Origin of the sequence: Pseudomonas sp., assembly GCF_033723075.1 — a bacterium.
In the GTDB taxonomy this organism is placed as follows: Bacteria; Pseudomonadota; Gammaproteobacteria; order Pseudomonadales; family Pseudomonadaceae; genus Aquipseudomonas.
Genome location: NZ_JAWVXU010000022.1, coordinates 1 through 24125, shown reverse-complemented (window position 1 = coordinate 24125; position 24125 = coordinate 1). Strand labels below are relative to the sequence as shown.

Annotated in this window: 22 protein-coding genes, 1 tRNA gene and 2 pseudogenes; 5 read left to right on the top strand and 20 right to left on the bottom strand. The window is 62.5% G+C overall.

Going from position 1 to position 24125, the window contains the following annotated elements; all coding sequences use genetic code 11:
* Window positions 1-213 precede the first annotated feature (213 nt).
* On the bottom strand, window positions 214-1569 hold the full coding sequence (locus R3355_RS20700; RefSeq protein ID WP_318962917.1) for a DUF1329 domain-containing protein: 1356 nt from the start codon (window positions 1567-1569) through the stop codon (window positions 214-216).
* A 31-nt stretch (window positions 1570-1600) separates the two neighbouring features.
* Complete coding sequence (locus R3355_RS20695) at window positions 1601-3256, bottom strand: DUF1302 domain-containing protein (protein WP_413243551.1); 1656 nt, start codon at window positions 3254-3256, stop codon at window positions 1601-1603.
* A gap of 306 nt (window positions 3257-3562) precedes the next feature.
* On the opposite strand from R3355_RS20695, the gene R3355_RS20690 reads away from it, so the two are divergent.
* The gene (locus R3355_RS20690) at window positions 3563-4459 is read left to right on the top strand and encodes a LysR substrate-binding domain-containing protein (protein ID WP_318962914.1); all 897 of its coding nucleotides are present in this window, start codon (window positions 3563-3565) and stop codon (window positions 4457-4459) included.
* Window positions 4460-4524: 65 nt separating this feature from the next.
* A pseudogene (locus R3355_RS20685) lies at window positions 4525-4656 on the top strand (site-specific integrase); the annotation flags it as partial.
* 120 nt (window positions 4657-4776) lie between these two features.
* On the opposite strand, the gene R3355_RS20680 reads toward R3355_RS20685, so the two are convergent.
* The 4 genes from R3355_RS20680 to dapA form a co-directional block, all read right to left on the bottom strand.
* A tRNA-Ser gene (locus R3355_RS20680) sits at window positions 4777-4866 on the bottom strand.
* Between the two features lie 335 nt (window positions 4867-5201).
* On the bottom strand, window positions 5202-6074 hold the full coding sequence (locus R3355_RS20675) for a phosphoribosylaminoimidazolesuccinocarboxamide synthase (protein WP_318962913.1): 873 nt from the start codon (window positions 6072-6074) through the stop codon (window positions 5202-5204).
* Window positions 6075-6158: 84 nt separating this feature from the next.
* On the bottom strand, window positions 6159-7265 hold the full coding sequence (gene bamC / locus R3355_RS20670; RefSeq protein WP_318962912.1) for an outer membrane protein assembly factor BamC: 1107 nt from the start codon (window positions 7263-7265) through the stop codon (window positions 6159-6161).
* Window positions 7266-7282: 17 nt separating this feature from the next.
* Entirely contained in the window at window positions 7283-8161 is an 879-nt protein-coding gene (dapA, locus tag R3355_RS20665; RefSeq protein ID WP_318962910.1) for a 4-hydroxy-tetrahydrodipicolinate synthase, read from the bottom strand.
* A gap of 216 nt (window positions 8162-8377) precedes the next feature.
* Here dapA and R3355_RS20660 point away from each other — a divergent pair, with 216 nt between their 5' ends.
* Together R3355_RS20660 and R3355_RS20655 are read left to right on the top strand one after the other, a co-directional pair.
* Window positions 8378-8935 carry a glycine cleavage system protein R gene (locus R3355_RS20660; RefSeq protein WP_318962909.1) on the top strand — a complete coding sequence of 186 codons (558 nt, stop codon included), beginning with the start codon at window positions 8378-8380 and terminating at the stop codon, window positions 8933-8935.
* A 10-nt stretch (window positions 8936-8945) separates the two neighbouring features.
* Window positions 8946-9419, top strand: coding sequence for a peroxiredoxin (locus R3355_RS20655; protein ID WP_318962908.1), 474 nt, complete (start codon window positions 8946-8948; stop codon window positions 9417-9419).
* A 112-nt stretch (window positions 9420-9531) separates the two neighbouring features.
* Here R3355_RS20655 and R3355_RS20650 read toward each other — a convergent pair whose 3' ends face one another.
* Both R3355_RS20650 and R3355_RS20645 read right to left on the bottom strand, forming a co-directional pair.
* Window positions 9532-10599, bottom strand: a complete 1068-nt coding sequence (locus R3355_RS20650; RefSeq protein ID WP_318962907.1) for an AI-2E family transporter — start codon at window positions 10597-10599, stop codon at window positions 9532-9534.
* Window positions 10600-10639: 40 nt separating this feature from the next.
* Entirely contained in the window at window positions 10640-10891 is a 252-nt protein-coding gene (locus tag R3355_RS20645) for a sulfurtransferase TusA family protein (RefSeq protein WP_318962906.1), read from the bottom strand.
* 106 nt (window positions 10892-10997) lie between these two features.
* Between R3355_RS20645 and R3355_RS20640 the strand changes: the two genes are divergently transcribed.
* Complete coding sequence (locus R3355_RS20640) at window positions 10998-12431, top strand: M48 family metalloprotease (RefSeq protein ID WP_318962905.1); 1434 nt, start codon at window positions 10998-11000, stop codon at window positions 12429-12431.
* A gap of 151 nt (window positions 12432-12582) precedes the next feature.
* On the opposite strand, the gene nadA is transcribed toward R3355_RS20640, so the two are convergent.
* The 12 genes and pseudogenes from nadA to R3355_RS20580 form a co-directional block, all read right to left on the bottom strand.
* Window positions 12583-13641: a quinolinate synthase NadA gene (nadA, locus tag R3355_RS20635; RefSeq protein WP_079201349.1), complete on the bottom strand. Its 1059-nt coding sequence runs from the start codon at window positions 13639-13641 to the stop codon at window positions 12583-12585.
* A gap of 258 nt (window positions 13642-13899) precedes the next feature.
* Window positions 13900-14688: a 3-oxoadipate enol-lactonase gene (gene pcaD, locus R3355_RS20630; RefSeq protein WP_318962903.1), complete on the bottom strand. Its 789-nt coding sequence runs from the start codon at window positions 14686-14688 to the stop codon at window positions 13900-13902.
* Window positions 14689-14864: 176 nt separating this feature from the next.
* The gene (gene pcaF / locus R3355_RS20625; protein ID WP_318962902.1) at window positions 14865-16070 is read right to left on the bottom strand and encodes a 3-oxoadipyl-CoA thiolase; all 1206 of its coding nucleotides are present in this window, start codon (window positions 16068-16070) and stop codon (window positions 14865-14867) included.
* A complete protein-coding gene (locus R3355_RS20620; RefSeq protein ID WP_318962901.1) occupies window positions 16067-16849 on the bottom strand; it encodes a CoA-transferase subunit beta in 783 nt (260 codons plus the stop codon). The genes pcaF and R3355_RS20620 overlap by 4 nt, the downstream gene beginning before the upstream one ends.
* Entirely contained in the window at window positions 16849-17721 is an 873-nt protein-coding gene (locus R3355_RS20615) for a CoA transferase subunit A (protein WP_318962900.1), read from the bottom strand. The genes R3355_RS20620 and R3355_RS20615 overlap by 1 nt, the downstream gene beginning before the upstream one ends.
* A 124-nt stretch (window positions 17722-17845) precedes the next feature.
* Window positions 17846-18232 (bottom strand): annotated as a pseudogene (locus tag R3355_RS24445) (methyl-accepting chemotaxis protein); the annotation flags it as partial.
* Window positions 18233-18998: 766 nt separating this feature from the next.
* Window positions 18999-19727 (bottom strand): ABC transporter ATP-binding protein, encoded by a 729-nt coding sequence (locus R3355_RS20605; protein WP_318962898.1) that lies wholly within the window; start codon window positions 19725-19727, stop codon window positions 18999-19001.
* Window positions 19727-20485: an ABC transporter ATP-binding protein gene (locus R3355_RS20600; protein WP_318962896.1), complete on the bottom strand. Its 759-nt coding sequence runs from the start codon at window positions 20483-20485 to the stop codon at window positions 19727-19729. Before R3355_RS20600 ends, R3355_RS20605 begins: the two co-directional genes overlap by 1 nt.
* Window positions 20482-21513, bottom strand: coding sequence for a branched-chain amino acid ABC transporter permease (locus R3355_RS20595; protein ID WP_318962895.1), 1032 nt, complete (start codon window positions 21511-21513; stop codon window positions 20482-20484). Before R3355_RS20595 ends, R3355_RS20600 begins: the two co-directional genes overlap by 4 nt.
* A gap of 22 nt (window positions 21514-21535) precedes the next feature.
* Window positions 21536-22396: a branched-chain amino acid ABC transporter permease gene (locus R3355_RS20590; RefSeq protein ID WP_318962893.1), complete on the bottom strand. Its 861-nt coding sequence runs from the start codon at window positions 22394-22396 to the stop codon at window positions 21536-21538.
* 240 nt (window positions 22397-22636) lie between these two features.
* Window positions 22637-23824 carry an ABC transporter substrate-binding protein gene (locus R3355_RS20585; RefSeq protein ID WP_318962892.1) on the bottom strand — a complete coding sequence of 396 codons (1188 nt, stop codon included), beginning with the start codon at window positions 23822-23824 and terminating at the stop codon, window positions 22637-22639.
* 111 nt (window positions 23825-23935) lie between these two features.
* A partial coding sequence (locus R3355_RS20580; protein ID WP_318962891.1) for an OprD family outer membrane porin occupies window positions 23936-24125 on the bottom strand: 190 nt, incomplete at its 5' end.

The window sequence follows — 24125 nt, the reverse complement described above, 5'->3', positions numbered from 1 at the left end:
GAAGGGCCTGACAAGCAGGCAATTGAAATCAGGGCAGCGGCAATGGCCGTGCGCCAGCGGAGCAGATTTAGCGCGTACATTGTGCTTACTCGAATCCGACTCGCGGCATCAGTACACCGTCATGCACGGCGCCTGCGGTGCGGGCGAGTCATGGAAAGGGATCCGGCAACCTGACAGCAGTCAGATGCCGAAACTCTGGACAAACAGAGGTACTTAGCGCACGCCTTCGGCCGCTACAGCGTCACCTGTGAAGTAAGTCTCGGGGTGCGGCTTGACCAATATTCTGTACTTGGCATCGTTGAGCGACACGGTTGTACTCATGGTATTGGCCTGCAGGTTGAAGATGTGAGCCGGCTTCACCGACAGCATAGGTACCTGCGGCAGAACAAACGGCGTAGTTTGGGTAGTACGCCACAGCTTACCTTCACTGTCGTAGCCGTCCATCAGCAGGATCACCCAGGAATCTTCATCCAGGTAGTAAGTACGTTTTGGCACTGCATGGCGTTTTCCACTTGCCACGGTAGCTTCCACTTCCCAAACGCGATGCAGCTCCCAACGCATCTTATCCGGGTTCAAGTGATGCTCGCCGTAGGCCTCATCCACCGACGCGGTGACTATCTCGTTGTCGTTATAAGGCACGTACATTTCACGCTTGCCGACCAGTTTCCAGTCAAAGCGGTCGATATGCCCCATCAGACCCATTACTTCGTCGAAGTAGTTGGCACCCGAGGCTACAAAGTCCGGCGTGTCATAAGCCACGGTCGGTGCGCGGCGCACACGACGCTGGCCAACCAGATACTGCCAAGCTTGACGTGACTGGCTGACATCGATGCTATCGCGGAACACCAGCGACTCTCCCGCCTTGAATGGCGGAGCGATAGTGGCGAAGCGCATCAGGAAGTATTCACCACTCCAGGTGTCGGCCGAACCATCTGCGTAATAGTAGGGATACTGCATGGCCATTTCATTTTCAGTGGCAATCACCCGGTTACCATCAGCGGTAAGAATGACGTTCTTGAAGCGGTCGACCTCCATTCCCGGATTTTCCACCCGCAACAAGTGGTTCCAGATAGCTTCCGTACCGTTCTGCGGCATCGGGAAAGGTATGCCGCCGTAACAACCGGACAGCGAAAAGCCACCTTCTGTTGTTTTACACTCGGTCGCATTGCGCAGGGTGTTGTCATATACCTTTTGCGACGCCATTCCGGTACGGTGCGTCGGGTACACATCTATACGGAAGCTGGGGAACTTGTTGAGTAGTGCCCGGGTGCCCTCAGACAGGCGCTGAGCATGCTCAGCCATGTTTGCTGCGGTAACTTGCAACACCGGCTTTTCACCGGCAAATACCGTGGCCGGAATATCGCCCACCATCTCACTTGAGGCATTAACTGTCAGGTCAGGCTTCCACTCCGGGATACTGCCGTCAGCATTACCTGCTCGCTCACCACCCAGCGGGGTCAAGGTGCTTTTCAGGGCTTCAGCCTGCTCGACTGTGACTGCTGCCTGCGCGCCATTGGCACCCACCAGAAGCGCTGTAAGGGCTATATAAATCGCTGTTTTCTTACGCATTGTTATTATCCTCAAACCCGGTAGATACCAATCAGAACGTGCGCTGGATCGACAGCGAAATGAAATCGCGGTCACCGTGGAAGTTCTTGTAGGAAAGTTCTGGAGCAGCAGTGTCGTAGTTGATCACCGAGCCATCTGAACCGTAATAGTGGGTGAAATTCAGACTGGCTTGTACGGTCTTCTGGTATTCAGCCTTGACACCGACACTGACGTTGCCGCCGTTCTCGGAAGGGAACAGCACACCGTTAACTGATGACCGTCCGAATAGTCCGTAACCCAGCCCAATCGGAACCTGGAGATCGACACCCGGCATGACCTGAAAGTACTCGGGGGTAAAGATGAATTGCAACGCGCCGGCATCGCGAGTTGCCAGCGGATCCAGTTGATCGCGGTTATCGGTGACACTTAGGCGACGGTTGAAGGCAAACTCACCGATAAACGATGCCGCATCCCAGATCGAATTTTCACTGAATACGGAAATGGCCGACAAGTTCAGGTGCAGGGTACGGCCAACGGGGAAGGCGGCGTTATTATCGCCATCCGCGCCCAGGCTTGCGGGCAGAATCACGGTGTTGCCGGAGGCCACGAGAGGCATGTTGTCGCGGAACGACATCTCGGCAGCCACGTTGGTTTCACCCACTAGGGTACTGACACTGAAACCTACAGTACGGATATCTTCGGCATACACCTGCTCGTAGACGCCGATATCCGGGTACAGATAGAACTGCGGCATCTTGTCGTGGAACTGCGCGGCATAGACACCGAATTCGTAGTCGCCGGAAGTGATCCTCATCTGCACGCCGCCCTGCCCCGAGTCTTTGGCATCGATATCATCGCCACGCGTGGCAAGACCAAACGGAGTGATCAGCCCCTCACCACCCTCATCAACAAAGTCGGCAAAGCTGAAGTAGCTGCCGGCACCCGGCAAACGGCTCTTGCGCCATTCAAGCTGGTAATAAGCCCCGACCGATACATTCGAGTTGATCTGCAACTGCCCAGAAACCTGACCAATGGGGCGCAAGATTTCCTTGAACTGGGAGCTCGGTACCGACAGTGCCTTGATCAGATCGAGCGAAGTTTGTGCGCCCGCAATACCATTGCTACCGAAGAACAGACTTTCACCATACAGCTGAGTAAAGCGCCCGGCCTTGAGGTTTAGGCCCATGTCGCCAGGGGCAAAACTGCCATACACGAACGCATCCAACAGCTCGGCCTTGCGCCCGTGCAGCTTCTCGGTGTCATCGGTAAATTTGTCATAATCCACCGAACGCGAGTTGACCAAGGCGCCACCGAAAGCTCCTGGATTGTCGTTCGATTTGTTATAGACATCGTCGTACCAAGCCGCGCCGCTCAGGCGTAGACCATACTTGCGCTTGTAGCGCAGACCGAACTCGGAAAGCAGGTCAAGGCGATTGGAGATCAGCCCCTTGTCGAAGTTCTGATCACCGTCGTTGGTATTGGCCTGTACCCCAATGGAGTTATCCGCCACACGACTTTTGATGTCTCCCACCCGCCACGCCGCGCTGTACTTGACGGTGTTGTCCCACGACATGCGCAGGTCAGGGTTGCCGGAATCAATTTGGAAGGCAAGAGCTTGACTGGTGGCGCTTACTCCAGCACAGACCCCTGCAATGGCGAGAAACATCATCTTTAGTCGAAATTTTGGCAGACTGGCTCTAGGCACCATGTCGAGATCCTCAGCTTGTTATTTTTGTGTTGGGGTCACAAACCATCAGAAACGCGCAGCTCGCTCCATGGGGTAGTGCCGTCAAAATCAAGACTATTACCGTCGAGGATTACCGTCCAATACCATAAAATCAACGAATCAATACCTTTAAGGTATGAACATTGGTTATGATTAGCACGCCTTTAAGACTCCCGCGAGGTCGCAGAAAGCAATGGAGGATCGCCGAGGGAACAAGGGAATTATCCTGAAGCGCAACCAGCCGAGCGCTTAAAACGCCCCAACCCTCACTCAGACCAGGGCAGTACCATGGAACTACGTCACTTGCGCTATTTCATCGCCGTCGCAGAGGAAAAAAATATCGGCCGCGCCGCTATACGCCTGCATATTTCCCAGCCGCCCCTGACACGGCAGATTCAGCAACTGGAAGAGGATCTGGGCGTGCAGCTTTTCACCCGCACGCCCCGCGGGATGGAACTGACGCCGGCGGGCGAACTGCTACTTGAGGAGGCGCGCAACATCCGCTCAGTGGTTGAGCAAGCAACAGAGCGCACTCAAAGGGCGGGCCAGGGAAAACTTGGCAGGCTAGATATTGCAATCTTCGGCTCAGGGATTCTCGACACGATTCCCAAACTTCTACTGATTTTTCGCAGCGCCTTTCCAGATGTGAAAGTTGTCCTTCACAACATGAACAAAGAGGCCCAAATCGAAGCCTTGCGGCAGCGGCGAATCGATGCGGGCTTCAACAGGTTCATCGCACCTTTAAACGACATTGCCAATGAGATCGTAACCACAGAAAAACTTCTGCTTGCGGTCAATGAGGATCACGCACTAGCACGCGAGACGACAATTCCATTTCGAGTGCTGGCTGATCATCCTCTTATCGTATTTCCCTCCGGGCCACGCCCGAGCTTTGTCGACAAGGTAATGAACATGTGTCATCAGAAGGGTTTCACTCCACAGATTGCCCAAGAGGTTGGCGATACGGTGACCGGTGTGGCCCTGGTAGCAAGTAATTTCGGCGTATGCCTGGTCCCGGAATCTGCCACCGTGCTTGCTCTCCCCGGCGTAGTTTATCGGCCTATAAGTGATCTTCCAGAGAACTCTGGCGTTGACTTGAATTGCATTTATCGAGCTGATGACCAGTCACCGATACTCAAGTCCTTCTTGGACACAGTTCGAGATTTTCGGGATAAAAACAACTAGGGATCCTCTGAAGTAGCCATGCATTTCTGGCTGACTTCAGCCTCCGCTGATTTTGAAAGTGGGGCGAATGGGTTGCACGACAACTTGGGCACACTGACACGACGATGGTCAAGAAACACTACGGGCGCTGGATTCCAACGGACACTAAGAGCATGGCAAAAATGGTTTCGCAGATAATGGGGTTTAGGGAGGCCTAGACCGGAATGAAGCGGCCTGCAGTACGCAGTTTTTGCCCTAATTTTGTCCTAACCAGCACACCAGAAACGCAAAAGCCCCTGAAGTCGTTATAGAAATCAGGGGCTTAGCGTTTACATGTATGGCGGGAAGATAGGGATTTGAACCCTAGGTGCTATCGCTAACACAACGGATTTCGAATCCGTCCCGTTCGGCCACTCCGGCATCTTCCCGTGGCGGCGCGCATCATAGCAGCACAAGCGCGTTTGGCGAAACCCAATCGGTAGATTTTTTCGCATGCATTCAGATGCTTGCGCTGGTGGGCCGTGTCGGTGCGTTCTGCCGCGGCCTGGCAGGCTGCGCTGAAACGGCTTGCCCGGATGAAAAGGCGGCGCCCAACCCCGGCTGCTGTTCGGGCCCACTGCGCCAGCTGAGTCGGCTTGAGCGAGCATGGGGCCACGGCAAAGGCTTCGCCGGCATGGGACCAGGCGTCGCCCCCACGCCTACCTCAGCCGTTGTGCGGCGCCCAGCAACAAGAAGAGGCGCCGGAGCGCCTCTGCTGTGCCGCTCAGCGGTCGATCAGGCGGGTCAGCGCTTCGCGGTATTTGTCGGCGGTCTTCTGCGCGACCTCGGCCGGCACGGCGGGGGCCGGTGGCTCCTTGTTCCAGCCGGTGGATTCCAGCCAGTCGCGCACAAATTGCTTGTCGAAGCTCGGCGGGTTCTTGCCTTCGACATAGCTGTCGGCTGGCCAGAAGCGGCTGGAGTCCGGGGTCAGCACTTCGTCCATCAGGGTCAGGGTGCCGTTTTCGTCCAGACCGAACTCGAACTTGGTGTCGGCGATGATGATGCCACGGGTGGCGGCGTACTCGACGGCGGCGCTGTACAGGGCGATGGCAGTATCACGCACCTGGGCGGCCAGTTCGGCACCGATGATGGCTTCGCACTGCTCGAAGGAGATGTTCTCGTCGTGGTCGCCAACGGCAGCCTTGGTCGAGGGGGTGAAGATCGGCTGCGGCAGCTTGGAGGCTTCCTGCAACCCGACTGGCAGCTGGATGCCGCAGACGGTGCCGCTGTTCTGGTATTCCTTCCAGCCGGAACCGGCGATGTAGCCGCGCACGATGGCTTCCACGGCGACCGGCTTGAGGCGCTTGGCGACCACGGCGCGGCCTTCCACCAGTGGCAACTCGGCAGCCGGCACCACGTCTTCGACCTGGTCGCCGGTGAAGTGGTTGGGCACCAACCCGGCCAGCTTGGCGAACCAGAAGTTGGAAATCGCGGTAAGGATCTTGCCCTTGTCTGGAATCGGCTCGGCGAGGATCACGTCGAAGGCCGAGAGACGGTCGGTGGCGACCATCAGCATGCGCTTGTCGTCGATTTCGTAGAGGTCGCGGACTTTGCCCGAGTAGATTCTCTTCAGGCTCAGGGTCGCAGGAGTGGTCATATCGGGATTTCCGCCTTTAGCAAACGAAACAGGCGAAACCCACCGGGTTTCGCCTATTGGTATCACAGCTGTGCATGCAGCCTATTAGCCGAGGTTTTCCTGGATCAGGTCGAGAATGCGACGTGCCACGTCGGCCGGAGCCACAGTATTCAGGTCTTTTTCCACGGTGACCTGGACGCTGTCACCCACCGGTGTCAGGCGTACCTGGTAACGCTCGGCACGCGCATCGATTTCTTCCTTGTCCGGCTCGCCACCGAACAGGCCAGAAAAGAAGCCCGGCTCTTCGTCTTTCTTCTGCGCCCCTTCGGCGAGGTTGATGTAGTACACACCCAGGCTGCGGTTGAGGTCGTCGATGCGCACATCGGCCATCTCCAGGGAGCGGCCGACGCCGGACCAGGCACGGTCGAAATCGGCACCGAGGTTCAATACCGGGTTGCCGTTACCGTCTTCCGACAGGCTGACCCGCCTCGGCGCATCGAAGTCGCGGGCGGCCAGCAGCGATACGGAACCGCCCTGCTCGGCACTGCGCGTCATGCTCACGAGCATTTCGTCAAGCACCGCGGCATCCAGGCTGGAGTTGGCGCTACGCGTGGTGAAGGCGACGTCGGCTGTGCTGCCAGCAGCACGCTCGGCACTGACCACGAATATCTCGCTGGTGTTGCGTTGCACGCCTGGCTCGACACGCACCCGCATGCGGGTCTCGGTGTCCGCCGCCACGCCCGACACGCTACGCGCCACGGACGCGGGCAACGCGTCGAAACGCTGCCAGTCAGTGCTGAACTCACCCGTTTGCGGACGTTCGTCGACAATGCGAAAACCGTTGTCGTCGAAGAATTGACGGGCAATCGGCCAGACTTCGGCCGGCACGCGCTGGGCGACCAGCCAACGCGACTCTCCGCTTTTCTGCAGGCTGAACTCGCTGGCATCGGCACGCACGGCTAGCGCCTGCGGACGCGGGACTTCGTATTCACCCTCGACCGAGCTGCTGGCAACCTGCTGCGGCACCGGCAACAACGGATCGAGGCGCTTGGCCACGACGTTCGCCGGCAACTGCATGGGGGCCGTTTGCCGAGCGTTGAGGTAATCGCTGCCGCGATCGCGAAAATAGCCATCTTCACCATAGATCCAGCCACAACCGCCGGTACTGGAGATGATCAGAGCAAGCGCGGAGAGTCCGCCCAGTCGCTTCATGCGTAGTATTTCCTCAATTAAACCAATACGCCGGTCTGGCGCAGGGCCTGACGCAGCGGTTCATGACAACGCGGGCTGAGCCAGGTCAGCGGCAAGCGGATACCGTCCGGTATCATGCCCATTTCATGCAGGGCGAATTTCACCGGAATCGGGCTGGATTCAATAAACAAGGCCTTGTGCAGCGGCATCAGACGATCATTGATCGCCCGTGCGGTAACGGCGTCGCCGGCCATGGCAGCGGCACACAGCTCGCTCATGGCGCGCGGCGCGACGTTGGCGGTCACCGAGATATTGCCCTTGCCGCCCATCAGCATCAGCTCGACGGCGGTGGCGTCATCGCCGGAATACACCAAGAAATCCTTGCTCACCCGATCCAGGACTTCCTGGCCGCGCTGCAGGTCGCCGGTGGCTTCCTTGATCCCGATGATGTTGGCGATCTTCGACAGACGCTCGACCGTTTCCGGCAGCATGTCGCAGACGGTGCGACCAGGCACATTGTAGAGAATCTGCGGGATGGCCACGGCTTCGGCGATATGCCGGAAGTGCAGATACAGGCCTTCCTGGGTCGGTTTGTTGTAATAAGGCGTGACCAACAGACAGGCATCGGCGCCCACATCCTTGGCGGCGCGCGTCAGCTCAACCGATTCGCGCGTGGAGTTGCCCCCCGTGCCGGCGATCACCGGAATACGTCCGGCGACCTGATCGACCACCCGTCGGATCACTTCGATGTGTTCGGACACCTCCAACGTGGCCGACTCGCCGGTGGTCCCGACCGCGACGATGGCGTTGGTGCCCTCTTGCAGGTGGAAATCCACCAGTTTGCTCAGGCTGTCCCAATCGAGACCACCTTGTGCATCCATGGGCGTAACCAGTGCCACCATACTGCCCGCAATCATGCAACCACTCCTGCCGGAAAAAGAGAGCGGTAATGGTACTGGCGCCACCCACCTTGTACAAGCGAAGGAAAAGGCCGATCGGCAAGCGCCGTGACTGTGCGAGCGCCCCGGCATTCCTTTCAGACGAGCATTCCCCTGAGCGACGCTTTTCGCTACCCTTCCGGCTTTGCTCGGTACTCATTGTGGGCCGAGCGTTCATCGCTCTAGGAATGCTGCATGTCCACCCCCCCAGTTCGCGAACAATTCCTCGTCATCAGCGCACTCGGCCCCAACGCCATGGAGCTGACCAATGTGCTGTGCCGCACCAGCAATGAAAATCGCTGCGCCGTCATCAGTACCCGCCTGAGCCGTCACGGCGAGTTCAGTGCCCTGGTGCTGCAGGTCTCCGGCAGCTGGGACGCCCTGGCGCGTCTGGAGTCGAGCCTGCCGGCCCTGGCCAAGAAGCACAGCTTTACGGTCAACGTGACGCGCAGCGCGGCGGCGGAAAATCGCCCCCAGGCCCTGCCGTACGTGGCATACGTCAGCTCGGCTTACCGTCCGGACATCCTCAATGAGCTGTGCCAGTTCTTCATCGACCACAACGTCGAACTGGAAAGCCTGACCTGCGATACCTACCTGGCTCCGCAGACCGGCGGCACCATGCTCAACGCGACCCTGACCGTGACGCTGCCGGCGGGCACGCAGATCAGCTGGCTGCGCGATCAGTTCCTCGACTTCTCCGATGCCTTGAACCTGGACGCCCTGATCGAACCCTGGCGCCCACAGAACCCGTAAGGAACGTCCCATGGCCGTAGCACTCGACACCCCGGTTGCCGATTTCCAGGCCCAGGCCACCAGCGGCCAGCAGGTTCAGCTGTCGGCCCTGCAGGGCCGGCAGCTGGTGATCTACTTCTATCCGAAAGACAGCACCCCGGGCTGCACCACCGAAGGCCAGGGCTTTCGCGATCACTACCCGGCCTTCCAGGCCGCCAACACCCTGGTGTTCGGCGTATCGCGGGACAGCCTCAAGTCCCACGAGAACTTCAAGTGCAAACAGGCGTTCCCCTTCGAGCTGATCTCGGACAAGGATGAGGCGCTCTGCCAGCTGTTCGACGTGATCAAGCTGAAGAAGCTCTACGGCAAGGAATACCTGGGTGTTGACCGCAGCACCTTCCTGCTCGACACGCACGGCGTGCTGCGCCAGGAATGGCGCGGGGTGAAGGTGCCGGGGCATGTCGAGACCGTGCTGGCCGCGGCACAGGCACTGCACAACGCCTGAAGCCGTACCGACAAAAAAGGCCGCTTGCCGGGAATTCCCGCAAGCGGCCTTTTTCGTTTGGGCCTGACCCTGTTATCACCCGACTGCAAACCAGCAACCAGGCGACTTGTCCTCATTCGCCCTGCAACGCCAGCTCCCTGCGCGGCCAGGCGTTGAGCACGGCCTTGAACAGGGTAGCCAGGGGGATGGCGAAGAACACCCCCCAGAAGCCCCACAAGCCACCGAACAGCAAGACCGCGCAGATGATCGCCACCGGGTGCAGGTTGACCGCCTCGGAGAACAGCAGCGGCACCAGCACATTACCGTCCAGCGCCTGGATCACTCCATAGACCACCATCAGGTAGAGAAACTGATCGCCGAAGCCCCACTGGAACAGGCCGATCAGCGCCACCGGCACGGTCACCACCACCGCGCCGATATAGGGCACCACCACCGACAGTCCCACCAGCAACGCCAGCAGCGCCGCATAGTTGAGCCCCAGCGCGGCGAAGGCGATGTAAGTGACCACGCCGCAGATGATGATCTCGATGAACTTGCCACGAATGTAGTTGGCAATCTGCTGGTTCATCTCCTGGGCCACCTGGGTGATCAGGGTGCGCTCGCTCGGCAGATAGCCGCGAAACCAGGCACCGATCACCTCACGATCCTTGAGGAAGAAAAACACCAGAATCGGCACCAGCACCAGGTAGATCATGATACTGACCAGCAGCGGCAGACTGGATAGCGAGAACGATAGCGCCCACTGGCCGAACTTGCCGGCCTCGCCGCTGATCGCCTCGGTCAACTGCAACACCTGGGCATCGCTGATCAGGTTCGGGTAACGCTCCGGCAACAGCAGGAACAGTGCCTGCCACTCACCGAGCATGCGTGGCAGCTCGTTGAACAGCGTGCTCAACTGGCGCCAGAGCAGCGGCATCAGTACCAGCAGGAACAAAGCCAGTGCACTCATGAACAGCAGGAACACCAGCGACACCGCCAGTATCGGCGGCAGGCGCAAACGCTCCAGGGCATTGACCAGCCCCTGCATCAGAAACGCCAGCACCAGCCCGGTCAGCACCGGCGCCAGCATGCCGCCGAGCGTCAGGACGGTGGCGAAACCGAGCACCAACAGCACCGCCAGGACCACCGCTTGCTCATCGGAAAAATAGCGGTGCATCCAGTTGCGCAACACCTTAATCATCAACATTCCTTAGATCGAAACAGCCCACGCAGGACGCGTATCAGGCTTTACGCAACCAATAGCGGTAAACACCCGCCTCTTCCTCTTCACGCAACAAGCGATGGCCTGCGAGCTTGGCGAAGGCACGAAAATCCCGCTGCGAACCGGCATCCGTCGCGATGACCTTGAGCACCGCCCCGCTTGTCAGACGATTCAACTCCAGCTTGGCCTTGAGCAGCGGCAGCGGGCAATTTAGACCACTGGCATCCAGCTCGGCATCGCAGGCACCGCTCCATTCCTGTACATCGTTCATTCGAGCCCTCCTAAACAGCGCCAAGGATACCCAAGACCGAGCAACCCTGGCCAGGTGAACGCTTGCCCGGCTACAGTAGCGACTTTGTTCGCCAAGAGCTCTGTGCATGAATGTTCTGCGCCCCATCCTGTTGACGCTTGCCTGCCTGGCCGCCCAGCCCGGCCTGGCCAGCGATCTACCGTCACTCGGCGACGCCAGCTCCTCGATTGTCTCGCCACAGCAAGAACATCAACTGGGCCGCGCCTGGTTGAGCCTGCTGCGTGGTCAGATCAGCCAACTGTCGGACCCTCAGCTCAAGGATTTCGTCGAGAGCAGTGTCTATCGCCTGGGCGAAACCAGCGAGTTGCAGGATCGGCGCCTGGAATTCGTCCTGCTCGACAGCCCGCAAATCAACGCCTTCGCCGCACCCGGCGGGATCATCGGGGTCAACGGCGGTCTGTTCCTCCACGCCCAGACCGAGGCCGAATACGCCTCGGTAATGACCCACGAACTCGCCCACCTGTCGCAACGCCACTTTGCCCGCGGCCTGGAAGCCCAGCAGCGCATGCAACTGCCGATGATGGCCGCCATGCTCGCCGGGATCGTTGCCGCGGCAGCCGGTGCCGGCGATGTCGGCATTGCCGCCATTGCCTCGACCCAGGCGGCGGCCATCCAGGAGCAGCGGCGCTTCTCCCGGCAGAACGAGCAGGAGGCGGATCGCATCGGCCTGATCAATCTGGAGAAAGCCGGCTACGACCCCCGCGCCATGCCGAGCATGTTCGAGCGCCTGATGCGCCAATATCGCTACGACCGCAAGCCGCCGGAATTTCTCCTGACCCACCCGGTTTCCGAATCGCGCATCGCCGACACCCGCAACCGCGCCGAACAAGCCAAGGCCGGCGGCGTGACCGACAGCGTGCGCTATCAGCTGATGCGCGCCCGCGTGCAACTGATCTACGAGGACACCCCAGGCCTGGCAGCCAAGCGTTTTCGCGCCATGCTCGACGAGCAGCCCAAGCTGGAAGCCGCCCGCTACGGCCTGGCCCTGGCGCAGATCAAGCGCGGCCAGCACCAGCAGGCCCGCGAGAGCCTGCAACCGCTGCTGCAGGCGGCACCCGAGGACATCACCTACAACCTGGCCCAGGTCGAACTGGACATCGCCGCCAGTCGCCTGGCGCAAGCGCAGAGCCGCATCGAACGGCTCATGCACAATTTTCCGAACAATTACCCGCTGAACCAGGCCCGCATCAACCTGCTGATGAAGCAGGGCCGCCCCCAGGATGCCGAGAGCGCCCTCGAGGAGTTGCTGAAGAGGCGCAGCAAAGATCCGGATATCTGGTACCAGATCGCCGAAGTGCGTGGCCTCAACGGCAACACCATCGGCCTGCACCAGGCGCGCGCGGAGTTCTTCGCCCTGGTCGGCGACTACGATCAGGCCATCGAGCAACTCGACTTCGCCAAACGCCGCTCGACCAACAACTTCCAACTCGCCTCACGTATCGACGCGCGGCAGCGCGAGCTGCTGGAAGACCAGCGCATCATCGAGCAGATGCTGCGCTAAGTTTGCAGGATGTTCGATTTCCGTAGCCCTGATATGCGCCAGCACCATCAGGGAACACCCGGCGTTCCATGGCGGGTTCGGGCGACCGCTCGGGGCCTGAAGCCGCCCCCATTGCGGCCGGCCCCTGCCCTGCGGCTTTAGCCGGTGCCGTTTAGGCGTTGCCCGACAGTTTGAGCCGCGCCGCCTGGGTGAAATCCAGCATGCGCTTGAGCGGCTTGATTGCCTTGGGGATCAGCGCGGGGTCGACGAAAATCTCGTTGCTGCCTTCACGCAGGCTCTGCAGGGTGCGCTGCAGGGTGTTCATCGCCATCCACGGGCAGTGCGCGCAGCTGCGGCAGGCGGCGCCGTTACCGGCGGTCGGCGCCTCGATGAATTCCTTGTCCGGGCACAGCTGCTGCATCTTGTAGAAGATGCCGCGGTCAGTGGCGACGATAAAGGTCTTGTTCGGCAGGCGCTGGGCCGCCGCGATCAGCTGGCTGGTCGAGCCGACCGCATCGGCCAGGTCGATCACCGCCGTCGGCGACTCCGGATGCACCAGCACCGCGGCGTCCGGATACAGGGCCTTCATGTCCTCGAGCTGCTTGGCCTTGAATTCCTCGTGGACGATGCAGGCACCGTCCCACAGCAGCATGTCGGCACCGGTCTTGTTCTGGATGTAACGCCCCAGGTGCTGGTCCGGCGCCCAGATGATGCTTTCGCCGTTGTCCATCAGGTGCTCGACGATCTCCACCGCGCAACTGGAGGTCACCACCCAGTCGGCGCGCGCCTTCACCGCCGCCGAGGTATTGGCATAGACCACCACGGTGCGCTGCGGGTGCTGGTCGCAGAACGCGGCGAACTCCTCCACCGGGCAGCCCAGATCCAGCGAACAGGTCGCTTCCAGGGTCGGCATCAGCACGCGTTTTTCCGGATTGAGAATCTTCGCCGTCTCGCCCATGAACTTGACCCCGGCGACCAGCACGGTCTGCGCCGAGTGCTGATTGCCGAAGCGGGCCATTTCCAGTGAGTCGGACACGCAACCGCCGGTCTCTTCGGCCAGCGCCTGCAAGACCGGGTCGCAGTAATAGTGGGCAACCAGCACCGCGTTCTGCTTTTTCAGCTCGGCGGCAATCTCGGCGCGGTAGAAGGCCTCCTGCTCGGGCGTCAGCGGCTTGGGCTGCTTGGCGTCCAGATGAGCCTGGACCAGGAGGCGTTCGGAAATCTGCGTCATGTCATCAGGCCCTGTACAGGTCGATCAACGGGGGTTCGAGTATACCCGCCAGATTGACTACGCGAGAGCAGATTGGACAGGTATACGGGGAGAAAAGCGCGCTGCAACAAAGAAAATCCTGCGGCCTCTAGAGCCGCAGGATTTTCATAATAGTTTGATCTTAAAAGACTTTGCAAATACGCCCACAGGCGTTGCCCGGCTATGTGCAGCGAACACCCAGCGCAGGCCGCAGGCGAAGCGCAGGATGCGCCCAGGCAGTCACTGCCGAAGGAAATCCACTACCGCCCGGGTGAATGCCGCGCCGGCTTCGACATTGGACAGGTGCGCGGCAGGCAGCTCGAGCAGCTGCGCGCCAGCGATGTGCTGCTGCAGGAAGCGGCCATCGGCCGGGGTGGTGACCGGGTCGGCAGCGCCGCAGACGATCAGCGTCGGCAGCTCGATGGCAGCCAGTTGCTCGCGGAAATCGGCATCGCGCACGGCTGCGCAATTGCCGGCGTAGCCCTGGGCCGAGGTGGCCGCCAGCATCGCGGTGATGCGACTGGCCTGCGCAGGCTGGGTCGCAGCGAACGCGGGGGTGAACCAGCGCGCAATGGACGCATCGCGCAGGTCGCTCATGGCCTGCTGGCCGCCTTGCAACACCATGTCGATGCGGCTGTTCCACACCTCGTCGTTGGCAATCTTGGCCGCGGTGTTGCACAGCACCAGCTTGTCCAGGCGCTCGCCGGCATTGATGCCCAACCACTGGCCGATCAGGCCGCCCATGGACAGACCACAGAAATTCGCCTTGGCAATATCCAGGTGATCGAGCAGGGCCAGCACGTCGCGGCCCAGTTGCTCGATGCTGTAGAAGCCCGCACTGACCTGCGACTGGCCGTGGCCGCGGGTGTCGTAGCGCAGCACCCGGAAATGCTCGGTAGAGGCCGGCATCTGCGCGTCCCACATGCCCAGGTCGGTGCCCAGGGAGTTGCTCAGCAGCAGCACCGGCGCATCGGCCGGGCCTTCGAGTTGGTAATTCAGGTCGCCAGCGGCGAGGTGGACAACGGGCACGGAAAACTCCTTTAAAAAATGGGACTCGATGTGCGGCCAGGACGCCTGCGCCCCAGCGGCAAAGCCCGCTGCCATGGGCACCTACATGCAATAGTGAAGGCCAGCTAGGGTCGATACAACGAGGTTAGCCTGCGGTGCGCACGGCGCACCCTACGGATCAGGGCGCGCCGCAGGACTCAGACCCGCTCGATCGCCAGCGCCAGCCCCTGGCCGACGCCGACGCACATGGTCGCCAGGCCGCGCTTGCCGGCGGATTTCTCCAGCTGGTGCAAGGCGGTCAGGACCAGGCGCGCGCCGCTCATGCCCAGCGGATGACCGAGAGCGATGGCGCCGCCGTTGGGGTTGACCTGGGCTGCGTCGTCGGCCAGGCCGAGGTCGCGGGTCACCGCCAGGCCCTGCGCGGCGAAGGCTTCGTTGAGTTCGATCACCTCGAAGTCGCTGATCTGCAGATCCAGACGCTGCAGCAGCTTGCGCACCGCCGGCACCGGGCCATAGCCCATGATCCGTGGGGCCACGCCGGCGCTGGCCATGCCCAGCACCCGCGCGCGTGGCGTCAGACCGTGTTTGCGCACCGCCTCGGCGGAGGCCAGGATCAACGCCGCGGCGCCGTCATTGACCCCCGAGGCGTTGCCGGCGGTGACGGTCTTGCCGTAGCCATTGACCGGCTTGAGTTTGCCCAGGGTTTCCAGGGTGGTGTCCGGGCGCAGGTGCTCGTCCTGGTCGATGACGCTGTCGCCCTTCTTGCCCTTGATCACTACCGGGACGATCTCTTCGGCAAAGAAGCCGGCCTGCTGGGCGGCGGCCGCGCGCTGCTGGCTACGCAGGGCGAAGGCGTCCTGATCGGCGCGACTGATATTGAAATCATCGGCGACGTTGTCGGCGGTCTGCGGCATGGCATCCACGCCATATTCGGCCTTCATCAACGGGTTGATAAAGCGCCAGCCGATGGTGGTGTCCTCGATTTTCTGGTTGCGCCCGTAGGCGCTGTCGGCCTTGCCCATCACATAGGGCGCGCGCGACATCGACTCGACGCCGCCGGCGATGGCCAGCTCCATCTCGCCGCTGGCGATGGCGCGAAAGGCGCTGCCGACCGCGTCCATACCCGAGGCGCAGAGGCGATTCAGGGTCACCCCCGGCACGCTGTCCGGCAGGCCCGCCAGCAGCAGAGCCATGCGCGCGACGTTGCGGTTGTCTTCGCCGGCCTGGTTGGCGCAGCCCATAAACACTTCGTCGACCTGGCTCAGGTCGAGTTGCGGGTTGCGCTCGATCAGCGCCTTGAGCGGCACGGCGGCCAGGTCGTCGGCACGCACCGGGGCTAGGCCGCCGCCGAAGCGGCCGATCGGGGTGCGCACGGCGTCGCAGATAAAGACTTCGCGGCTCATTCCTCACCCCCGGTCTGGCCATGGGCCGCGGCGGTGCGGGCTTCCAGGGCACGCAGGGCGGTCAGTTCCCGCTCGGTCGGCGCGGCGTTGACGCTGAGGTTATCGGCAAAGCGGATCTGCCAGCCGGTGGCCTCGATTACCTGCTCGCGGGTCACGCCCGGATGCAGGGTGGTGACGATGAATTCGTTGCTGCCGGCTTCCGGCTCCATGATGCACAGGTCGGTGATGATGCCGACCGGACCGGCACCCGGCAGGCCCAGGCGCTTGCGGTGATCGCCGCCCTCGCCAAAGCCGACCGAGGTGATAAAGGCCAGTTTGTCGACGAAGGTGCGGTGCGACTGCTTGAGGATGATCAGCACCGACTTGGCGCTGCCGGCGATTTCCGGCGCGCCACCGGCGCCGGGCAGGCGCACCTTCGGCTGGTGGTAGTCGCCGATCACGGTGGTGTTGATGTTGCCGAACTTGTCGACCTGGGCGGCGCCGAGGAAGCCGACGTCGATGCGCCCGCCCTGCAGCCAGTAGCGGAAGATCTCCCCGGTCGGCACCACGGTGTCGGCGGTCTCGGCCAGTTCGCCGTCACCGATGGACAGCGGCAGCACGCTGGGCTTGGCGCCGATCGGGCCGGATTCGTAAATCAGCACCACGTCCGGCGAGGAGGTCAGGCGCGCCAGGTTGGCGGCCTTGGACGGCAGGCCGATACCGACGAAGCACACCGCGCCATTGCGCAGGCGGCGGGCGGCGGCCACGGTCATCATTTCATTGGTGCTGTAGGCGCTCATCAGTTGGCCTCCTGCTGCGCGGCCAGTTTGTCCTGGCGCAGTTTTTCCTGGAAAGCGGCGAAATCGGCGGTGCCGCGAATGTATGTGTCGATCCAGGCGCTGAAGGCCTCGCGGTCGCGGGCGATCGGGTCCCAGGCCTGGTAGAAACGGTTATCCCGCTCGGAGTAGCCGAGGGCATAGGACGGATGGGCGCCGCCGGGCACGTGGCAGACGGCGGTCAGGGCCCAGCTCGGCAGTACGCAGGCGTTCATCGGCGCCTGCAGGTCGTCGACGATCTCTTCCACGGTGACGATGCAGCGCTTGGCCGCCAGGGCCGCTTCCTTCTGCACGCCGAGGATGCCCCAGAGCAGCACGTTGCCCTTGCGGTCGGCCTTCTGCGCGTGGATCACGGTGACGTCCGGACGCACCGACGGCACCGCCGCCAGCACTTCGCCGGTGAACGGGCAGGTCACGGTCTTGATCAGCGGGTTGACCTTGGGCAGGTCGGAACCGGCGTAGGCGCGCAGCACCGCGAACGGCAGGCCCGAGGCGCCGGCGACGTAGGCGTTGGCCATGTCGGCGTGGCTGTGTTCCTCGATCTCCAGCGGCCTGGGCCAGCCCTTCTCCACCGCATCGCGCAGGCGATGCAGAGAACCGACGCCGGGGTTGCCGCCCCAGGAGAACACCAGTTTCTTCGCGCAACCGGCGCCGATCAGCAGGTCATAGACCAGGTCCGGGGTCATGCGCACCAGGGTCAGCTCGCGCTTGTTCTGGCGGATGATCTCGTGGGACGCCGCGGTCGGGATCAGGTGGGTGAAGCCTTCGAGGGCGACGCTGTCGCCGTCGTTGACGAAGCGCTGTACGGCTTCGGCAAGGGAAATGAGTTCGGCCATCGGTGCTGCTCTCACTGGTTGGACAGTGCCACCGGGTCAGGGTGGCGGGTGAGTCAACAGTAGGCCCAGTGGCATGAGCAAACAATCCGATAATCGACTTACTGTTCGATAATCGAACAGAGCTTTATTCGACTCGGTCGAGCAGACACCCCAGCCCTTCGGCCAGTTCACGCTGACGCTGCAGGCCCTGCATGACCCGGCCGACGATCTCCATACGCTCGCGCGCCCCGACGCGCAGCGCATCCATGGCCTCGTGGGCGGCGGCCGACGTCTTCAGACCGCTGTGGGCCGACTGATCGACCTGACTCAGGCCGCTTGTGGCTTCATCGGCGGCGCTTTTCAGGCCCTTGGCGATCTGCATGATCTGCTCGCTGGAGTCGTTGGCACGCACCGCCAGGCTGCGCACCTCGTCGGCCACCACGGCAAAGCCGCGGCCGTGCTCGCCGGCCCGCGCCGCTTCGATGGCCGCGTTCAATGCCAGCAGGTTGGTCTGCCGGGCGATGTCCTGAATGCTGCCGACAATCGCGCCGATGCGCCGCGACTGCTCGCCCAGGGTGTTGAACACCTCGCCGGTACGGCGCAGGTAATCGGCCAGCTCGCTGATCGACTGACGGGTGGCCTGGATGCTCTCGGCGCTCGACGACACCTTCTCGCCAGACTGCTGGGCCAGCTGAGTGGCGAAGTGCATATCGGTCTGGCTCTGCTCGATGGCGCGCAGCAGCTCGCCCTGATGCTGGCGCAGCGCAGGATCGAACACCGCCTCGGGCGGCAGGCTGACGGGGGCCTGCACCGGCGCCTCCAGGCGTGCCGGTGGCTGCGACCAGTCGCAATCCTGCACCAGCCGTTCGATGATCTGCGGCGGCTGGTTCAGGTAGAAGAAGCCGGCCAACAGCCCGGTGATGACCATGCCTGCTGCCACGCCGGACTCCCAGCTGCCACTGGCCCAAAAGACCAGGGCCACAGCCCCCAGCAGGTTGCCGGCCAGCAGCACGCTGGCCAGGTTGTTTTGCCAGGTGCTGCGGCCCATTGTTTGATCGCGCTTCATGGATGCTCCCTTCTTTCGTCAACCCAAATAAGCCCACTCCCCCGTTATGCGTTGCATTGGGAAGGCACTTTTGCAGGAAATACTGCCTCGCCTACGACGCCGCGCTGCAGGAGCGGGAGAACGCCTAGTGCCCTGCCCGCGATGACAATTTCGCGGCCATGGGCCGCTCCTACGAGGCGTCGACACTCTTGTGATGCCCGGCATAGCCCGAGCCGGGCGCCTGGGCCGGAAACTACAGACCGATATGGGTCTGCAGGATCTGCGGCTGGCCCTTCAGCTCCTGGCTGGGACCGTCATACAGCACCCGGCCCTTGACCATGATCATGCTGCGGTCGGTGAGGTCGAGCAGCACATTGACGTTCTTGTCGACCACCAGGGTGGCGATGCCGCTGGCCTTGATCAGGCGGATCACGTCCCAGATTTCCTTGCGGATCAGCGGCGCCAGGCCTTCGGTGGCTTCGTCGAGGATCATCAGCTCGGGGTTGGTCAGCAGCGCGCGGCCGATGGCGACCATCTGCTGCTCGCCGCCGGAAAGGTTGCCGGTGAGGTGGCCGAAGCGCTCGGCCAGGCGCGGGAAGGTCGCCAGCACTCGCTCAAGATCCCAGTCGCGGCGACCATCCACCCCCGGGCGCGCGGCCATCACCAGGCTTTCGCGCACCGTCAGGTTGGGGAACATGCCGCGGCCTTCCGGTACATAGCCGATGCCGCGGCGGATCACCTGGTGCGCGGCGCTGCCGGTGAGGTTCTCGCCCCGGATCCGCACCTCGCCACTGCGCGGCGGGGTCAGGCCGAGCAGCGAGCGGATGGTGGTGCTCTTGCCCACGCCGTTGCGCCCGAGCAGGGCCAGGGTTTCCCCCGGCGCAATGTGCAGGTCGACGCCATGCAGCACATGGCTGTTGCCGTAGAAGGTGTGCAGGCCGCGCACCTCGACCAGCGGGGTTGCCGTCGTTGTCGTGCTCATCAGAATTGCTCCTCGCCGTCGCCCAGATAGGCTTCCTGCACCGCAGGGTCGTTACGCACCTGCTCCAGCGGACCGCTGGCCAGCATCTGCCCGTTGACCATCACGGTCAGGGTCTTGGCGATGCTGAACACCGCGTCCATGTCGTGCTCGACCAGCACCAGCGAGTAGTCGCGCGACAACTCGGCGAGCAACTCGACGACCCGGCTCGACTCTTCCTTGCCCATGCCAGCCATGGGTTCATCCAGCAACAGAAAGCTCGGCTCGGTGGCCAGCACCATGCCGATCTCCAGTTGGCGCTGCTCGCCATAGCTCATGGAACTGGCGGTGCTGTGGCCCTTGCTGCTCAGGCCGCAGGCCTGCAGGGCTTGCTCGGCGCGCTCACGCACCAGCGGGTAGCTGTCGCTGCGACGGAAGAAGCGGAAGGAGTTCTTCATCCGCGACTGCGCGGCGAGCATGCAGTTTTCCAGGCAACTGAAGCTGGGGAAGATATTGGTGCGCTGAAAGCTGCGCCCCACCCCCAGGTGCGAGACCTTGTTCGGCGCCAGGCCGGTGATGTCCTGACCATTGAAGATCACCTGGCCGCTGCTGGGGCGCAGATGGCCGGAGAGCAGATTGACCATGGTGCTCTTGCCCGCGCCGTTGGGGCCGATGATGGCGTGGATCTCACGGGGCGCGACCTGCAGGCTGATATCGCTGACGGCGCGCAGCCCGCCGAAGTGCTTGCTCAGGCCGCGGGTTTCCAGAATCAAGGCGCTCATTGTTCGGCCTCCTGTTTGATCGTGCCGGCCAGCGGCGCTTTCGTGGTCTTGCTCGATTTGCGCTGCGCCAGTTGCAGCAACAGGCCGGCGATCCCGCGCGGCAGCAACAGCACCATGGCGATCACCACCACGCCCATCGGCAGCTCCCAGTGCGGGGTCAGGCTGGCGAACCAGTGATGCAGGCCCTCGAAGGCGAAGGCGCCGAGAATCGGCCCGAACAGGGTGCCCATGCCGCCGAGAATCACCATCACCAGGATATGCGCCGACATCTGCCAGCTCAGTTGGCCGGGGCTGACGAAGCCGTACTGGGTAGCCGAGAGCATGCCGGCGTAACCGGCGATGGTGCCGGCGATGACGAAGGCCGCCAGCTTGTAGAACAGCGGGTTGTAGCCCATGGCGCGGACCCGTTGTTCGTTCTCCTTGATGCCCAGCAACACCCGGCCAAAGGGCGCGCGCAGGAAGGTGCGCAGCAGGACGAACAACAGCGCCAGCGAAGCCAGCACCACATAGAACAGGGTGGTGCGGTTGTCCAGATCGAGCAGTTGCACCCCGGCGATGGCCACCTCGGGCTTCATGAACAGGTAGGCGCCGTCCGAACCGCCGGCGAAGGAGGCATCGTGGAACAGGTAATAGAGCATCTGCGAAAAGGCGATGGTCACCATGATGAAGAAGATCCCCGAGGTGCGGATGATCAGTACCCCCATCAATAGCGCGGCCAGGGCGCTGACGCCCAGGCACAACGGCAAGGCGACCCAGATGCTCAGCGCCGCGTATTCGGGGGCGAACAGCACCAGGGCATAACCGGCCATGCCGAAGAAAGCCGCCGAGGCCAGGCTGACCATGCCGCTGACGCCGACCAGCAGGTCGAGGCCCAAGGCGACAATGGCCAGGATCATGATGCTGGTCAGTTGCTGGAGGAAGAAGTCGTGCTTTTCACCGGCGAGCGTTGCGCCGAACAAGGGGTAAGCGGCCATCAGCAGCAACAGCAGCGCGAGCAGCAGCTGGATCGGGCGAGGTAATGCATGCATAAGAAAGTCCCCGAAATAGTAATTAGGCGAACAGCCCGCGCGGCTTGAACAACAGCACCACGGCCATCAGCACATACACGGCCATGCCGGCGTATTGCGGCACCAGCACCGCGCCCCAGGTGGCGGTCAGGCCCACCAGCAAGGCGCCGAGAAAGGCCCCGCGAATCGAGCCCAGGCCGCCGATGACCACCACCACGAAGGCGATGATCAGAATCTGATTGCCCATGCCCGGATACACCGAGGACACCGGCGCGGCGATCATCCCGGCGAAGGCGGTCAGCGCCGCACCGGCGGCGAACACCAGGGTGTAGATCACCCGGATATCGATGCCCAGGCCCTGGACCATCTCGCGGTTGCTCGAGCCGCCGCGAATGATCATGCCCAGGCGGCTGCGTTGCAGGATCAGGTACATGGCCAGGGCGATCGCCGCGCACACCGCGGAGATGAACAGGCGGTACACCGGGTAGTCGAGGGTCTCGGTCAGCTGGATCGAGCCGCTGAGCAGTTCGGGGATGGCCACGCTGTGCACGTCGTTGCCCCAGACGATGCTGCGCAGCGAGTCGATCACCATGATCAGGCCGAAGGTCATCAGCACCTGGTCGAGGTGCTCGCGCCGGTACAGCGCCTGGATCAGGAAGCGCTCGATCAGCACCCCCAGCAGCGCCGCCAAGGGCACCGCCAGCAGGATGGCGAGGAAGAAGTTGTCGACCAGCCCGCTCACCCAGTACATCAGGTAGGCGCCGACCATATAGAGCGCGCCGTGGGCCAGGTTGATGATGTGCATGATGCCGAAGATCAGGGTCAGGCCGCTGGCGATCAGAAACAGCAGCAACCCGTACTGCAGACCATTGAGGGTCTGGATGAGAATGGTGGAAAGTTCCATCGGGCATACCAAGGTCAGAAATCAGGCAGGCCCGCCCCCTGGCCACGACTGGACGGTCGGGCGGGTCAACGGCCTCGGGCGACGCAAGCGAGGTACTGGACAAGGCGTTGCGACGGGTCATAGCCGGCTATGACCAAGTGCAACAACGCGGGATCCAGACTTCGGCAGGCGAACTCGATGCAGCCAACCCGCCCCACCGGCCAGCCGCTGACGGCCAGGGCGCGGGGATAACAGTGCGAGCTAGAGCTTGCAGCCTGGCGCGGGATCGCCCAGGGCGGCGGCAGCCGTGCTGACCACCACATTGGCGCCGTCACGCACCTCGCGCAGGTAGATGTTCTGCACCGGGTTATGCGCCTTGGAGAAACTCCATGCGCCGCGTGGGCTGTCGATCCTGGCGTCGGCCATGGCCGCATTCCAGGCGGCGCGGTCCTGGGTATTGCCATTGACCGTGGCCAGCGACTGGGCCAGCAGCAGGCCGCTGTCGTAGCCCTGCACCGCATAGATGTCGGCCTCCTTGCCGAATTTCGCCCGGTAGTCCGCGCGGAACTTGCTGTTCTGCGGAGTCTCCAGGCTGTCGGCATAGTGCAGGGTGGTCAGCAGGCCGGTCGCGGCCGAGCCTTGCGCGGCCAGGGTGCCTTCGCTGAGAAAGCCCGAGCCGAGCAGCGGGATCTTGCCCTGCAGGCCGGCCGCGGCGTAATCCTGGACGAACTTGGCCGCGCCGCCGCCGGCGAAAAAGACGAACACCGCATCGGGCTTGAGCGCGGCGATCTCGGTCAGTTGCGACTGGAACTCCACGTCCGGGAACGGCACGTAGATTTCCTTGCTGACGGTGCCGCCAGCCTTCTCGAAGCCTTCCTTGAAGCCCTCCACCGATTCGATGCCGAAGCCGTAGCGCCAGGCCACGGTGACGATGTTCTTGTAACCCTTGTCCGCCGCCACCTGGCCCATCGGGTAGGCGGTCTGCCAGGAAGTGAAGGAGGTGCGGAAGATGTTCTCGGCGCACAGCGGTCCGGTCGCCGCGTTGAAGCCGGCATTGGGGATGATCAGCGGCACGCCGGTCTCGCGGGCGACCTTGACCGCGCCCATGCCGACCCCGGAGTGCACCGGCCCGACCACCACGTCAACCTGGGAGCCGGCGATCAGCTTCTGCATGTTCGGCACGGCCTTGCCGGGGTTGGCTTCGCTGTCGACGCTGACATATTCCACCGCACGGCCGCCGAGCAGGCCACCGCGCTGCTCGATGGCCAGCTTCATGCCATTGGTGATGGCCTCGCCGAGGGCGGCGTAGGTGCCGGTGTAGGGCAGCAGCAAACCAATCTTCACCGGCTCGGCCGCCAGGGCCAGGCTGCTCATCGAAACGCTGAGGGCCAACGCCAGGGCGCTAGCGCTGAAACGGGTTGGGCAAGGCATCTTGTTATTGTTGTGCATGGTTATCTCCGGCTGCGCTCTGCGGCGCAGCGTGCAAGGCAAAGGTTGTTCGATTGGCATTTTCTGTCGAGCCGCCGGCACCGAAGCCGACCGCTCGCTGCCCACTCACTGTCAGAGCAGGCTCCAGGTGTAATTGAAAATCAGGCGGTTCTCGTCGACATCGCTGCGGTAGTTGGAACGCGCGGTGACGTTGCGCACCTTCACCCCCAGGCCCTTGAGCGAACCGCTCTGCACCACGTAGCCGACGTCCAGGTCGCGCTCCCACTCCTTGCCCTCGAAACCGCGGCCGGTGTCGACGTTG

Bases quoted from the DNA above. Each gene is read 5' to 3' on its own strand.
- R3355_RS20690 (WP_318962914.1), top strand. From the start codon at position 3,563: ATGGAACTACGTCACTTGCGCTATTTCATCGCCGTCGCAGAGGAAAAA.
- R3355_RS20605 (WP_318962898.1), bottom strand. From the start codon at position 19,727: ATGAGCACGACAACGACGGCAACCCCGCTGGTCGAGGTGCGCGGCCTG.
- bamC (WP_318962912.1), bottom strand. From the start codon at position 7,265: ATGAAGCGACTGGGCGGACTCTCCGCGCTTGCTCTGATCATCTCCAGT.
- R3355_RS20615 (WP_318962900.1), bottom strand. From the start codon at position 17,721: ATGGCCGAACTCATTTCCCTTGCCGAAGCCGTACAGCGCTTCGTCAAC.
- R3355_RS20650 (WP_318962907.1), bottom strand. From the start codon at position 10,599: ATGATTAAGGTGTTGCGCAACTGGATGCACCGCTATTTTTCCGATGAG.
- R3355_RS20590 (WP_318962893.1), bottom strand. From the start codon at position 22,396: ATGGAACTTTCCACCATTCTCATCCAGACCCTCAATGGTCTGCAGTAC.
- pcaF (WP_318962902.1), bottom strand. From the start codon at position 16,070: ATGAGCCGCGAAGTCTTTATCTGCGACGCCGTGCGCACCCCGATCGGC.
- R3355_RS20585 (WP_318962892.1), bottom strand. From the start codon at position 23,824: ATGCACAACAATAACAAGATGCCTTGCCCAACCCGTTTCAGCGCTAGC.
- R3355_RS20620 (WP_318962901.1), bottom strand. From the start codon at position 16,849: ATGAGCGCCTACAGCACCAATGAAATGATGACCGTGGCCGCCGCCCGC.
- R3355_RS20645 (WP_318962906.1), bottom strand. From the start codon at position 10,891: ATGAACGATGTACAGGAATGGAGCGGTGCCTGCGATGCCGAGCTGGAT.
- dapA (WP_318962910.1), bottom strand. From the start codon at position 8,161: ATGATTGCGGGCAGTATGGTGGCACTGGTTACGCCCATGGATGCACAA.
- R3355_RS20700 (WP_318962917.1), bottom strand. From the start codon at position 1,569: ATGCGTAAGAAAACAGCGATTTATATAGCCCTTACAGCGCTTCTGGTG.
- R3355_RS20695 (WP_413243551.1), bottom strand. From the start codon at position 3,256: ATGGTGCCTAGAGCCAGTCTGCCAAAATTTCGACTAAAGATGATGTTT.
- R3355_RS20675 (WP_318962913.1), bottom strand. From the start codon at position 6,074: ATGACCACTCCTGCGACCCTGAGCCTGAAGAGAATCTACTCGGGCAAA.
- R3355_RS20655 (WP_318962908.1), top strand. From the start codon at position 8,946: ATGGCCGTAGCACTCGACACCCCGGTTGCCGATTTCCAGGCCCAGGCC.
- nadA (WP_079201349.1), bottom strand. From the start codon at position 13,641: ATGACGCAGATTTCCGAACGCCTCCTGGTCCAGGCTCATCTGGACGCC.
- R3355_RS20600 (WP_318962896.1), bottom strand. From the start codon at position 20,485: ATGAGCGCCTTGATTCTGGAAACCCGCGGCCTGAGCAAGCACTTCGGC.
- R3355_RS20640 (WP_318962905.1), top strand. From the start codon at position 10,998: ATGAATGTTCTGCGCCCCATCCTGTTGACGCTTGCCTGCCTGGCCGCC.
- R3355_RS20595 (WP_318962895.1), bottom strand. From the start codon at position 21,513: ATGCATGCATTACCTCGCCCGATCCAGCTGCTGCTCGCGCTGCTGTTG.
- R3355_RS20660 (WP_318962909.1), top strand. From the start codon at position 8,378: ATGTCCACCCCCCCAGTTCGCGAACAATTCCTCGTCATCAGCGCACTC.